This is a genomic window from uncultured Dokdonia sp., assembly GCF_937910895.1.
Lineage (GTDB): Bacteria > Bacteroidota > Bacteroidia > Flavobacteriales > Flavobacteriaceae > Dokdonia.
Genome location: NZ_CALEMI010000065.1, coordinates 12153 through 27145, shown reverse-complemented (window position 1 = coordinate 27145; position 14993 = coordinate 12153). Strand labels below are relative to the sequence as shown.

Annotated in this window: 8 protein-coding genes; all 8 read right to left on the bottom strand. The window is 37.6% G+C overall.

The window, feature by feature from the left end; genetic code table 11:
- A partial coding sequence (locus Q0505_RS07890; protein WP_299211035.1) for a hypothetical protein occupies positions 1-1614 on the bottom strand: 1614 nt, incomplete at its 3' end.
- Between the two features lie 19 nt (positions 1615-1633).
- A complete protein-coding gene (locus tag Q0505_RS07885) occupies positions 1634-2893 on the bottom strand; it encodes a T9SS type A sorting domain-containing protein (RefSeq protein ID WP_299211032.1) in 1260 nt (419 codons plus the stop codon).
- Between the two features lie 265 nt (positions 2894-3158).
- Complete coding sequence (locus Q0505_RS07880) at positions 3159-3365, bottom strand: hypothetical protein (protein ID WP_299211029.1); 207 nt, start codon at positions 3363-3365, stop codon at positions 3159-3161.
- Positions 3366-3382: 17 nt separating this feature from the next.
- Positions 3383-6697, bottom strand: a complete 3315-nt coding sequence (locus Q0505_RS07875) for a T9SS type A sorting domain-containing protein (RefSeq protein ID WP_299211023.1) — start codon at positions 6695-6697, stop codon at positions 3383-3385.
- 22 nt (positions 6698-6719) lie between these two features.
- Positions 6720-8990: a glycoside hydrolase family 3 N-terminal domain-containing protein gene (locus Q0505_RS07870; RefSeq protein WP_299211020.1), complete on the bottom strand. Its 2271-nt coding sequence runs from the start codon at positions 8988-8990 to the stop codon at positions 6720-6722.
- A gap of 18 nt (positions 8991-9008) precedes the next feature.
- A complete protein-coding gene (locus Q0505_RS07865) occupies positions 9009-10382 on the bottom strand; it encodes a glucoamylase family protein (protein WP_299211016.1) in 1374 nt (457 codons plus the stop codon).
- Positions 10383-10410: 28 nt separating this feature from the next.
- The gene (locus Q0505_RS07860) at positions 10411-11853 is read right to left on the bottom strand and encodes a RagB/SusD family nutrient uptake outer membrane protein (protein ID WP_299211013.1); all 1443 of its coding nucleotides are present in this window, start codon (positions 11851-11853) and stop codon (positions 10411-10413) included.
- Between the two features lie 11 nt (positions 11854-11864).
- Complete coding sequence (locus Q0505_RS07855) at positions 11865-14867, bottom strand: TonB-dependent receptor (protein ID WP_299211009.1); 3003 nt, start codon at positions 14865-14867, stop codon at positions 11865-11867.
- Positions 14868-14993: the final 126 nt, after the last annotated feature.

The following is a 14993-nucleotide window of genomic DNA, read 5'->3' as shown; positions in this document are numbered from 1 at the left end:
AAAAGCATAATTTTGTTGACAATCAAAATCATTTATGATTGATAAATCTTCTTCAACACCCTCACAATTTTCTACAATTTCAGAACATCCAGTGTCCAAGAAAAGAATATCATCTATAAAATAGATATCTTCTATTGTTCCATCATTCTGGCCAGCATTAAAAAATAATACGAGTTGAGTATTACCATCTCCTATAGCCTCAGAGAAGTCAAAGGTGTAATTGCTCCATTCATTTAATACATTTATGGTTGTATTAATCTCTGTGGGCTCCACCATGCCCCCCTCCAGCTTAGCTAGCAGAGGAGCTTGCATCGTTGATAAGACTTTAATATTTAATTGAGCATTTTGAGATAGATCAAAATCTTGTCCTAAATCGATTATTATGCTGTCGAAAGGCTCGGTACCATTATCAACATATCTACCTACGGTACTACTCATATTAATAGCATTCATACTAGGGTTATCAACCGCTGGAACTGTATCATTACCTAACTGATAATTTTGTTGACATTCAAAATCACTAATGATTGAGAGATCTGGAGTAACTCCTTCACACTCTTCTATAAAAGGTACAAACCTTAATTCATCTATAAAATAAATGTCTGTTTCTGTTCCATTAGTTGCCCCAGCATTAAAGAATACTATAAGCCTCGTATTTCCTGCATCTTGAGCCGTTGTAAAGTCAAAGGTCAACTCTGTCCATTGATTGGTTTGTTGTATGGTTGCTGTTCTTTCAACTTCTGTAGTTCCACCCTCTAATTTTGCAATCACTTGTCCCGCAATTCCAGAACGGACTTTTATGTTAAACTGTGCGTTTTGTGAAAGGTCAATAACTTCACCAAAATCAATCAACAAATTATCAAAAGGTTCAGTCCCGTTGTCCGTAAATTCTCCCACAAAGGCACTTGTATTTATACCACTTGGACTTGGATTGGATACTACGGGAACTGCGGTTGCTTCCTGGTCTGGATCGCCTAAAAAATAATTCTGTTGGCATTCAAAGTCACTAATAATACTAGGGTCTTCTTCTATATCCTCACAGGGATCTATAGCTTCTTCAAATAATAAATCGTCTATGTAATATATATCATCTCCAGTTGTTTCTACACCAGCATTAAATACAATTACAATTTGAGTGAAACTACCATCTTCAAATTCGCTAAAATCTAGTTCTTGTTGACTCCAGCCATCATTACCAAATACAGTACTTGTACGTTCTGCTGGCTCAGAATTACTCCCTTGTAATCTAACGACTAAAGATCCTGTTATATCAGAATTAACCTTAAATTTAAAAAGGGCGGTTTCGGAAAGATTAATTCCTCCATAGTTTATGGTAATACCATCTGTACCACTAGATCCATCCGTATATTGTCCTACAAATAAAGAGGTATTTATTCCAGTTTCTGTTGGGTTTCGTACGGTTGTTACATTTTCTATATCAACATTTGCTTGACATTCAAAATCCGAAATGATCAGCGGATTCTCTACTACATCTGTCTCGTCACAAGGAACCGTAGTTAAAAGCTCAAACTCTTGTAGGTCTTCCTCACATGATATACTTAAAATAAGAATACACATTAAAAGACTTAGTTTGTAAATTCTAGATTTAATCATTGCTTATTTTTTTAGTGAATTACTTCTTGACGACTTTTATTGTTTGCGAAATCGAAGATGATCTTAATGTTAGAAAATATATCCCAGTTGATAATGTTGAGATATTAATAGCTGAAATATTTATGTTTTCTCTATTGTTTTTCAGTACACATTTTCCCGAAAGGTCATATATCTCAAAATCAATAACCTGAGTAATTGATTTAATGTTAATCATATTATCTGAAGGGTTTGGATAAACACTAAAGGTTGTATTCTCTGCCACTTCACTGACGCTTAAGGATTCTGAATCCCATCTTAAGTCATCGATAAAAAATATTTCAGGGTCGGGTTGCTCATTGCCAGCATTAAAAAATAAGACTAAACGCTCGTGATTTTCTCCTGCTTGGTCACTAAAGTCAAATTCATACTCTTTCCAAGCATTGATTACGTCAATATTATCTCCCGCATCTCCCACATTTCCTAATTCTACTGGTTCAGAAGTTCCGCCTTCTAGCTTCACTAATAAATTAGTAGTTTGGGTTGTATATATTTTCACGCGTAGCTTGTTATTAGTTGTCAAGTCAATTGGTGTGGTATAGTTAACAGCAATATTATCAAAGGTTTCTGTACCATTGTCTGTATATTCACCCACATTGGCACTTGTATTGCTACCTTCTATAAATGGATTTATGATCGTTGTTAAATCACCAGTTATAGGATGTGAAGGTAAATCACATTCAAAATCAGTAATAATAGGATCCTCACACATTGTTTCTTCAATATCTGCAGGTCCAAAGAAAAGATCATCTATGTAATAAGTATCTGTAGTAGTACCATCTGTTTCATTAAAATTAAAGAATACGACTAGGGTTGTATTTCCACTGTCTGCCACAGAAGAGAAATCAAAAGTAAACTCTGTCCACTCATTTGATACATCTATAGTGGTGGAGATCTCTAGGGGTGTAGTGCCACCTTCTACTTTTGCGACAAAAGGGATTGGAGTTGTAAGTTCTGTATATACTTTGATATGGAATATTGGGTTTGTGGTCAAATCAATAGGTGCTCCATAATCTACAATCAGTGCGTCAAAGGGTTCTGTGCCATTATCTATTGCTTCACCTACGTTTACACTTGTATTGATACCACTACTAAAAGGGTTTGCAATATTAGTAACGACTACTCCCCCAGAAAAAGGATGAGATGGGGTTCCACACTCAAAATCTGTCAGAACTGGGTCTGTACATTGAGAGGATCCTATAAAGGCCGTTAGTAATGAAAGTATGAGTGCTATTTTTTTCATAATAATATAATTAAAATTCCTACTGTATTTTTATTTATTCAAGATTGCATAGTGGTTTTATTCTTGATAGAACTGCCTATACTATCTATTTCAGATGACAAACTTTCTTTGGGGAGCAATCCCTTTAATTTCAATGTTACACAATCTATTTGCCTTTTAAATTTTGTGGTTTATTCTGAAAGCCTTGTAATTGATCCAGAATATATCAGATAAATCAAATGTGTTATTTATGAGTATGAATAAAGTATTCATACCCATAAATTGGCTAATCTTCATTTAACTTTTTAAATCCCAAATAAGAGCCGACAGCTATTGCCAATCCTATCAAACCATTAATAGGCGCGACAGGGACATCATCAACGTCACCATCATTGGGTAATATAATTTGTGCAAAAAGATCAGAATCTAGGATTACTATGAAAAAAAAAGCAATGACCAGACATGTCTTTAGATAATTGTTTTTAGAGAACATAAACTATATGGTTTTAATTATTGAATTATCAAAAGTTGTGATGTGGCTGTTCCATTTGCCGATAACTTGATGATATACACTCCACTGTTTAGGTTTGATACATCTATGCTTACCCTCAATGCATTAGCATCTAAATCTGTAGTTGAAACTTTTTGTCCTAACATATTATAAAGCGATAGGGATCCATCGGTCAGTTCTAAATTGCTAATCTGTACAGACAATTGACCTTGTCTTACTGGATTAGGGTACATAGTAAAGTTGCTCGCAAGATTGTTATCAATTCCTAATACCTTTTCTTCAAAAAGAATATTGAAACGGTCTGAAGCAACACTTAGAGCTTGATCGGGATTAACCGAAAATTGAATTTGCGTTTCTTCGTTGTTTTCGATTAAAGACTGTATTCCACTGTAGTTATCAACCAAGTAAACGTTCATATTATCAAATCCATTGATTTGAGCTTTAAATGTATAATCAAACGTCCTAAAGTCCGATATAGAAAGTGCGACTTGCTCATTAACCAATGGTAAAGCGCGACTTTGGATACTGAAATCATTTCCGTCGATGTGACTAGAAAAATTCTCATCAAGATTGAACGCTTTATAAGCATCGGTCATTTCAATAGTATTGCTATACTCCTCGGAAAACCTAATGGTCAGACCATCCCGTGGTGTTCCTCCTGTTGTGAGCGATTCAGTGTCATATAAAGTAATATTGATACGTTTATCATCTGATTCTGATCTAGTTGCACTTGTCCTAAAAGGTCCAGAGTTTTGATTATCAATAGCTTTGTCACTTTCGTTAAAGGTTATGGACGGTGATGCATTCCCATCAACACCTGGATTAATAGTGTTCACAAAGACTGCACTTCCTGGCTGCAAAAAACGAGTAGCCGTTGTTGGCGAAGCATCGTTTCCTGAATTTGATCCAAAAGTAAAGTTTGTGTCGTCGTTGCTACCATCAGCCTCATCACCGAAACCAACGGTTACAAAGGCACCACGATCTCCTAATGTAGGGTCATAAACGTGAATGAATTCTTGATTTATTTGGGATGATGTATTTAAAACTTTTTCCATATCCACTGGTGCTTGATACGGATTTGCTATTAATGAAGAACCATTTCCACCAGCTTGAAAATCTCCCTGATTCAATACACTTGGTCCAAGAAATTGTGTACCTGTAAATAAGCTACCAGAAGAACTTAGTGTTGTTTCAGTGGGTGTATCGTCATTATTTGTCAAGTCTATAGATCGATCTCCTCTTATGAGTATTAAATATCCAGTACCGTGATTTAACGTTGTTTCAGTTGTAGAACTTATAGCCTCGTAGCTGGCTGGAATACTCTGTTCATTAACCGTAAACATAGAGGGTGCATTTGTTGCCGTTTGATCAAAACCGTTTGTACTTCCTCCTGCACCTGTAATATGTGTGTTATTTTGCCAGTTCTCACTGATAGCTCCAGCACCTTCCACGGGTGTAGAAAGTAATCTAAAAGCTCTATTTGAGGCAGGAATATATCGTTCTACAGTAATATTGTCATTAAAGGTTGCCATTGATGCATCAGCTACAGTAGCCGTCCCCATAGCAGTACTCTTCAATATCAAACTACCGCTTGAACTTATTTGAGCGCTGTTGGGTATTAATGTTCCAAATATATTAGTTGTACCAGCGCTCGATAAGGATGTAGATACATTTATGCCCTGAGCATTTAATACAGCTCCTGTTTCAATAGAAACATTATTTGCGACAAGATTTTCTGTGAGCGTTGCTGTACCAGCAATTACGAGAACATCATCATCTACCGTAGATGGGTTGGAGCTATCACTTGGATCATTAGGCATCCATCCTGTCGCATCGTCTACATACGTAAATGTGTTTATATTGGAGGGGCCAAAGAATAGGTCATCGATGTAATACGTGTCTGTAGTAGTCCCATTAGATTGATTGAAATTAAAAAATATGACTAGGGTTGTATTTCCGCTGTCAGCAACAGAAGAGAAGTCGAAGGTAAATTCCATCCATTGGTCTGAGACATCGATTGTCGTAGAGATTTCAAGTGGAGTTGTACCGCCCTCTACCTTTGCGACAAAAGGGATTGGAGTTGTAAGTTCTGTATATACTGTGATATGAAATATTGGATTTGTAGTTAGGTCAATAGGCGATCCATAGTCGACGATTATAGCGTCAAAAGGTTCCGTTCCATTGTCTGTGGCCTCTCCAACACTTGCGCTGGTGTTGGCACCACCAAGAAATGGATTAGCAATAGTGTTTACCATCACTCCTCCTGTAAAGGGATGCGATGGGATATCACATTCAAAATCCGTCAGGATAGGGTCCGAGCACATTGTGGGTGGAGGTCCAAAGAACATATCGTCTATATAATAGGTGTCTGTTGTCGTCCCATTTGATTGGTTAAAGTTGAAGAAAAGTACCAAGCGTGTATTACCGCTATCAGCTACTGAAGAAAAGTCAAAGGTATATTCTGCCCATTGGTCTGTATCATCGATCGTGGTGGAGACTTCTAATGGAGTCGTTCCGCCTTCCACTTTTGCTACAAAAGGAATGGGTGTGGTGAGCTCTGTATATATTTTGATATGGAATATTGGATTTGTAGTCAGATCAATTTGCGCTCCATAGTCGATGATCACTGCGTCAAAAGGCTCTGTACCATTGTCCGTGGCCTCACCCACATTTGCGCTGGTATTAATACCACCAGAAAACGGGTTGGCAATGTTGTCTACCATCACTCCTCCTGTGAAAGGATGGGAAGGGATATCACATTCAAAATCTGTCAGAATGGGATCCGAACATATTGTAGGTGGAGCTCCAAAAAACATATCATCTATGTAATAAGTGTCTGTTGTTGTACCATTCGTTTGATTGAAATTGAAGAATAAGACTAAAGTTGTATTCCCATTATTTGCCACAGAAGAAAAGTCGAAAGTGTACTCCATCCATTGGTCTGAGTCATCGATTGAAGTTAAAATCTCTAGCGGAGTGGTTCCTCCTTCCACTTTTGCCACAAAAGGAATGGGTGTTGTGATTTCTGTATAGATTTTGATATGGAATATTGGATTTGTAGCGAGGTCAATAGGCGCTCCATAGTCAATGATCACTGCGTCAAACGGCTCCGTTCCATCATCTGTAGCCTCTCCTACATTTGCGCTTGTATTAATGCCCCCTAGAAATGGATTTGCTATAGTGCCTACAGTAACGCCTCCAGAAAATGGGTGGGATGGAGTTCCACACTCAAAATCCGTCAGTACAGGATCCGTACATTGTGAGGACCCTATAAAAGCACTTAGTAGTGATAAGATGAGTAGCATTTTTTTCATAATGATAAAAATTAATTAGAAATTATATTTTGCTAAATATAAAGTTGAACGAATCGGTAAATTCATGGTCAGAATTACCTGCGATAAACATTTCATATTTTCCCTCCTCATTGATAAAGCCAGACTTATTCTTGTAAAATTTTAAGTCTTCCGCTGCAATTTCAAAAATGACTGTTTTGCTTTCTCCTTTTTTAAGAAAGATTTTCTTGAATCCTTTCAATTCCTTAGTGGGTCTTGTAATACTTCCTATAACATCCTTTATATAAAGTTGGATGATTTCTTCACCGTCATACTCGCCTGTGTTCTTCACTTCGATAGAGGCATTGATAGTTGTATTTTCGGAAAGTGTCTCGCGATCAAGACTTATGGAACCATATTCAAAAGTAGTATAACTCAGACCGAATCCGAATGGATACAATGGCTTATTAGGTGCATCAATATACTTGGAACTGTAACGTTCGTTTGCACCTTTAATGTAAGCTGGGCGACCCGTATTCTTCATATTATAATGAATAGGGATCTGTCCGATAGTCATCGGAAATGTAACAGTTAGTTTGCCTGATGGATTATAATCACCGAAGAGTACATCGACAATGGCGTGACCTCCGCTCGTTCCAGGAAACCAGGCTTCGACAATAGCGTCTACTTGTTCAGATTCTAAGGAAAGATCTAATGGTCTTCCATTCATCAGTACAATAACTAGGGGTTTTCCTGTCTTTTTAATTTCTTTTATCAATTCCTGTTGAATACCAGGTAATTTGATATTTGTGCGACTTGCTGCCTCTCCACTCATCCGCTCGCTTTCTCCTAAAACCATCACTACCACATCGGAAGTCGCTGCGATCTCAAGGGCATTTGCAATGTCTGATCTAGAATCACTACTTATCTCACATCCTTTTGTAAATGTGAAATTGCTATTTCTCGCTTCTAGTCCCTCTTTGACACTAACGGCAACACCGTCTCTATCGCCCCTTGCCGTCCAGTTCCCTATAATGTTAAACTCATCGTCAGCTAATGGACCTATTAGGGCAATCTTAGTGTCGCTCTTAAGCGGTAAAATTTTATCGTCGTTCTTAAGTAAGACTATTGATTTTTGAGCAACTTCTCTCGCAATTTGAAGATGTTCTTTACTTAGTATAATCTCCTTTTCTTGGTCTTCATGACAGTATCTATAGGGATCATCAAATAGACCCAACTTAAATTTTAATTTGAGGATAGATCTCACAGATTGATTGAGTTGTGTTTCTGAAATGGTTCCTTCTTCGATAGATTTCTCCATTTCATTAAGGTAGACTCCCCCTTGCATATCCATATCTACACCAGCATTAAAAGCGAGTTCTCCTGCATGTTTCAAATCTTTGGCATAGCCGTGATGTACCATTTCATTAATGGACGTATAATCTGTAACGACAAAGCCATCAAAGTTCCATTCGTCTCGTAAGATATCTTTTAGTAAATACTTATTCCCTGTTGCTGGCACGCCATTTACTTCATTAAAAGAGGTCATAAATGTGGCTACACCTTGTTTTACTAATGCTTCAAAGGGTGGCAAATACACGTTGCGCAGCGTGTTTTCAGAAATATCAACGGTATGATAATCACGTCCTGCTTGTGCTGCGCCATACGCAGCATAATGTTTCGCGCAAGCTAAAATTGTATTGTCTTGACTGAGATCATCTCCCTGAAAGCCTCTTACGCGAGCTTCTGAAATTTTTGTACACAAGAAAGTGTCTTCACCAGCACCCTCTGAAATGCGACCCCATCGTGGATCACGTGCTACATCAACCATAGGCGCAAACGTCCAATGAAGTCCTTCTACTGAAGCCTCAATGGCGGAGATACGTGCGCTTTTTTCAATGAGTTCTAAATCCCAACTAGAAGCTTCTCCCATGGGAATAGGGAAAATCGTTTTGTAGCCGTGGATAACATCATAACCAAATAATAGGGGAATACCCAATCGTGTTTCTTCAACTGCAATTTTCTGTAATTTTCTTGTAAATGCAGAGCCTGTGGCATTAAACATTGCACCGAGACTCCCTTCACGTAAGTAGTCTAGGTAGTTGTCGTCGATAGACGGTCCCGTTATATCAAATTGGGTTGTGTAGAGTACCGTTTGACCAATTTTTTCTTTTAAGGTCATCAATGCCATCAGAGAATCAACTCGACGATTGAGATCCTCATCATTGTTAGGCACCGAGTACTTTGGCTTAATGCTAAACTCACTATAAGAAAATCCAGACAAGCAAAAGATTACGACTAGAAGAAAGGGGTATATAATTTTTTTTGATACCATGAAATGTGGCTAATATTTTTAATAATTAAACTCGAGGATGTTTAAACCGTTTTGAACATCTGGATCCTGCATAAAGAGATTCCAAAGAAGTTGACTTCTATAGTTTTCGATCATTGCGACAATAGGACCTTGATCAATGGCCAAATACCCATCTGCAACCCAATTAAACTCTTCTGAAAAGGCATCATAAAAGCCATAAGGACCCCATAAATCTTCATTCTTATCGTAGTAGAAGTGTTCCAAGGCTCTCGTAGATTCTATAGGCGTGTATGGGAATGAAGAGAGCGCTGCTGTTGGTGTGATAACCCCTAAATCATTAGTAGGGCTATGTGCAGAATAACCTTGATAATTATCACTTGCAGTGAGCCCCCAAGACTCATCACTATAACCTTTAAATTCGTTTGGATTATTCTTACAGTATTCAAAATTAATTAAGGAATGAGCGCGGTTTTGCTCAAAATAGTTTGCATACTGATCGCTTAAATTTGTTGGGTTTAACCCAATGAAAGAGTAATGTGAGAAAAACAACGGTCCTCCAAAAGGTTCTCCTAATGGAAGTTCAGTTCCAACATAAGTAGCACCATTTACCATACCTCCGTTAGAAGCCCAGCCATTATCATAAGTGATTTTTTCAATGGGGTGAGTGGGGGATGAGGCAGCAAGTACATAAACTATTAAGCCTTCATTCCAACCTTGAATTTGTAAATCAATAGCAAATTCGTTTTCTGGAGACCAGTGCCAAGTTAATACATTTTGGCCGCGTTCGTGAAAATCCCATTCTACTGCTTCCCATATAGCTGTTATTCTATTTCTAATAGAGAGCTCGGCGTCATTATCTTCAGAAAAATACTGGCGGTTAATCAATAATCCCTGAATCAAAAGTGCAGTTTCAACAAGGTCACCTCCATTATCTAGAGTACTGAATGGTCTTGTGATTCCTGAGTCTCCAAAATACCAATGAGAAAATACTCCATTGTAAGTTTCTGCATTTTCCAAAAATGTAAGAATTTTATTCATACGGTCAATGGCTTCACCTCTAGTAATCCAAGAACGTTCTACTGCTGCTGGGAAACAAGCTATTCCAAAACCGGATCCTCCTATAGTAACGATATTTAATGTCTCACCTCCAAAGGCATTTTCTTTTGATGTTTCTCTTGCTAACCCACTATTTGGCTCAGCAAAATCCCAGAAATAATTGAACGTACGCTCTTGAACTAGATCAAGAAGATCTTCAAAAGGTATTGTTTCTACCGTAGATTCTTCAATAAATCCTACATCTGGTGGTGGAGGCGTGATATCGTCACCATTACAACTGCTTAATAGCACAAATGCGAAAAGTATTCTTGTGTATAGTGCGTTCATATTATTTGAAATATTAAATGAATTCATCATGTGATTAACGTTTCTTTTTATACATTTTTTAATAACCTGGATTCTGGGTCAAAACACCTCCGCTCAAGTCTATTTGCTCTTGTGGTATAGGAAATAGTTCATGTTTTCCAGTCTGAAATGGGATCCCTTTAGAATTAAGTACGGTACTAGCACGACCTTGGCGAACTAAATCGAAATAGCGGTCATGTTCAAAGGCCATTTCTAAACGTCGCTCTTCCCAGACAGCGAGTTGGCTGGTAGCAGTAGTCGGCTCTAAACCGGCGCGTTGTCTGATTTGATTAAGTGGTGTGGAAACATCGCCGCCTATAACAGCTGCAGCTTCGGCATTCATTAATAATACTTCTGCATAGCGCAACAGGCGTACATTTTTCCCCGTTATTTCTGCCTCTGTCAACGCACTGGAATATGCTTTTTGATTATATCTTGGGTTGGGTGCATTGATGCTTATTACTCTACCGTCATACAAGGTCTCCCCAGCAAACATAATTGTCGCTTGACGTCTAGTGTCACCGTTTTCATAAGCATTATCTAGATCTTGCGAAGGTGTATTGAAACCCCAGCCCCAGCCACCTTCACCTCTGGCGCCTTGGATAGTACTATATTTATCAACACCAGCAGCTGGGTCCTCCCCTCTTGATTGTATTTCAAAAATGGACTCAATGTTATTTTCACTGCTTTCTTTCCAGATATCCTCATAATTAGGTGTCAACCCATATTCTCCTGAAGCAATAATCTCGTTAGTAAGGATTTTTACTTGCTCCCATTTTTCTTGATACATGCTAACTTTTGCCAATAAGGCTTTTGCTGCTCCTTTTGTGGCCCTTCCAAGCTCAGAGGTGGGATACTCGCTTTTTTCGGGTAAGGATTCTATAGCTTCTATTAAATCTTGTTCAATAAAAGCGTATGTCTCTTCTGTTGTCGCTCGTGTTAAAAGATCCTCGTTAATGTCATCTAAACTATTAATTGAGGTGATGACTGGCACACCACCGTAAGTCTGCACAAGACGGAAATAAAATAATGCCCTCAAAAACTTAGCTTCTCCAAGCAGTCGACTTTGTAACTCCTCATCCATATCATCAAATTGTTCAATTCTATTCAGTGCTTGATTAGCTCTTTGAATAGCATCGAAATGACCACGCCAAACATCTGCTACAGAGAGAAGTGTAGGAGAAATATCTAGCGCATCCAGAAGGTGTTTATCCACTCCAGTATCACTCAGAATACTCCCTTTATCAGCATCATCAGAAGCAATACTTGTTAATCCAGTCCAAGCAAAAGAGCTTACTTCCCATGCTAACAAACTATTATATACGGCGTTGACCAGCTCTGGTGCACGATCTGAGGTAAGTGCCGATTCAGTTTCTTGATTCGATTCAACATCGATAAAATCCTTGCTGCAAGATTGCAACAGATTCACGGAGATAGCTAGTAATAGCATGATCCATACCGTTTTGCTTTCTGAATATTTCATAGTTATTTTTTTTAAAATGAGGTGTTTAGTCCTATATAAAATGAACTTAATGTAGGGTAGGCGTCTAGCTCAATTCCAGCGCCTCCTAAAGGGTCTCCAGGCAATTCTGGTGTAAAACCTGAAAATCGTTGCCATATTAAGGGGTTCCTTGCAGATGCATAAATGCGCATCTTCGTAAAATATTTTAGTGTCTTTTCTGGTAAAGTATAACCTAGAGTGACATTGTTAACTCTTATAAAATCACCAGATTCCAAGTAATAATCTGACGAAATAGGGACATCATTAAAAGCCCTTGGCGTGGTGTTGCTAGGTTGTCCTGAAGTATAGCGATTATTGAATGTGCTCAATTCGATATTTTCATTACCAAAACGTTGTGCTTTCTTACCATTGTAGATTTGATTTCCAAAACTTCCAAATAAGTCCGTACTAAAATCGAAATTTTTGTAATTCATACTGAGATTTAGGCTCGTATAATATTTTGGCAAATAAGAATCAAAGAATTTACGATCCCCTTCGTCTACAATGCCATTATTGTTATTGTCACGATATACAAAATCTCCAGATTCGTCTATTCCTTCGACTTCATATAGGAAGAAACTTCCTAATGATTGTCCTACAGTTATTTTTTTAGTGTACTCACCATTATTAATAAATCCTCCTAATTGCTCGTTAAAGAAAGGATTTGTCACTTTGCTTATTTTGTTTTCATTAAATGAGAAATTACCACCTATAGAATAGGAGAAATCTTCACCAATCTTGTCAGACCAGTTTAATGAGAATTCGATACCTTTATTCTCAACTTCTCCAACAGCAGAGTTAAAAGGATCAAAGCCGATTACATCTGGTAATTCAATTTCTAAAATTGCATTTGTATTAACACGTTTATAAACCTCGATTTCACCAGATAAACGATAGTCTAGCAGCGTATATTCCAACCCAATATTTGTTTCTTCGGTGACTTCCCAAGATAAATCCTCTTGAACAGTACCCGTAATGGTAATTCCCTGTTGAAGTTCTTGATTAGGTCCAAAAGCGTAGAATCCACCACTTCCAGTGGTCGCTGTAATAATATTAAATGGGACATTTTGATTTCCAAGTTGTCCAAAACTTGCACGTAGTTTTAAGATATCAAAAGCAGTGTCACTAAAGAAATCTTCCTCTGTAACTACCCAGCCAGTGCTTAAGGCATAGAAATTACCAAATTGACTACCGTCTTGAAATCTACTAGAGCCATCACGACGAAAGGAACCCCCGAGTAAATACTTGCCATCATAGTTATAGTTCAGTCGCGCTAGATAAGAATATAATCGATCTGTTACGCTAATGGCACCTGAATTAGATTGAGTATCATTTTGGTCGCCATTGTTTAAATTGAAGTTAAGGTTGCTGTCTAATGGGACATTATTTCTAGTAGCGGAGAGAAATTCGCTTTGATTTTCTTCTGCTGTGATCCCTAGTGTAACATCAATATTATGCTTATCAAAAAATGTTTTTTTGTAAGTAAAATAATTATCTATAAACCAGCGGTATGTATTTGTATGAGTGATTGTTAAACGAGTTTTTGAAGGATTTTCGATTCCACCTTCAAAACTACTTTCCGTATTCGAAGGGTTGTCTGCAAGAAAACGCCCAAGACGATTTCGGAAATTATAGAAACGTCCGTACTCGGTTTCTATCGAAAAACGTGATGTGAATGTCAGGTCATCAAAAACTTCATAGTCTAATTGGAATGCACCCTGAACTTTAAAAAACTTATTTTTTTCTCGCTTAAAAGCATTTGTTGCGTCAATTAAGGGATTTGCAACATTATTTATCGCTATGGAAGAACCAAAAGTACCATCATCTAATCTTGCTGGAATTATTGGAGCTTGTTTGTAAGCAGATGTGAATAATCCAAAACTTTGTGGAGAACCCGTAGCCAACTGAACTCCTACTTTATGAGAAAAATTTAACTTTTCAGTGATTTTATAATCTACATTGCTCCTTACAGTAAGTCTGTTAAAATCATTATTAAGCAAGATGCCTTCCTCTTCATTAAATCCTACACTGAAGAATGCATTAATTTTTTCATCTCCGCCAGATAACGATAAATAATAATCTCGAATGAGTCCGATCCGAGTTATTTCATCGAGCCAATTGGTATCATATTGCTGATTAGTGGGTAAAAAATTACTAAAATCATTATCATTTGTTGGATCATTATCGTTAAGAAGATCTCTCAGTGCTGCCTCATTACTATAGATAACAAACTGCTCCGCATTAGCCATATCCACAGTCCTCAAAATATCCCTAACACCGGTATACGTATTGAATTTGACCTGTAGCTTACCTGTTTTTCCTTTTTTTGTGGTAACAATTATCACTCCGTTAGCTCCTCGATTTCCGTAAATAGCCAACGAGGCAGCATCTTTTAGTATGTTGATAGACTCAATATCTGCGATATTTATATTATTAATATTATCGGTCAGAACGCCGTCTATAACATATAATGGATCTCTTCCACCCTGAACTGTCCCAAGACCTCTAATGACAACACGAGAAGCTTGACCTGGAGCATCTGAAGCGATAACCTGAACACCAGCTGCTTTTCCTTGAAGAGCCTGTGTGGCGTTCAATACAGATTCCTCTACTAATTCATCTCCCCTTATCTGCGCTACAGAGCTTGTTAACACTTCTTTTCTCTGAGTACCATAACCCACAACAACTACTTCATTCAATTGGTTGACATCCTCTTGAAGGATAATATTGTAAGTAGTTTGATTAGCATTTACGGTCACTTTTTCTTCGGTAAATCCTAAGTATCTTATCACTAGAACATCTCCATTTGATGCTTCAATACTAAATTGTCCGTCAAAGTCAGTTTGGACGCCCCTAGCCGTATTTTCAATAGTGACACTAGCTCCAGGAATTGGAGTTCCATTTTCTGAGGTGATCACTCCATTACGTGTACTTTGAGACCAAATAATCTGTGTAACAAGTAAGACAACTAATAGGAAGGTATGTTTGAAATTCATAGTGTTTACGCTAAAGATTTATTCTGTTTTATAGAAATTATGATAATTAACTATGTAAACTTAACAATTGAGTTCTACGAAAACGTTATAGAGAAAGTGATGAAATCATTATAAAAATTTAAATAT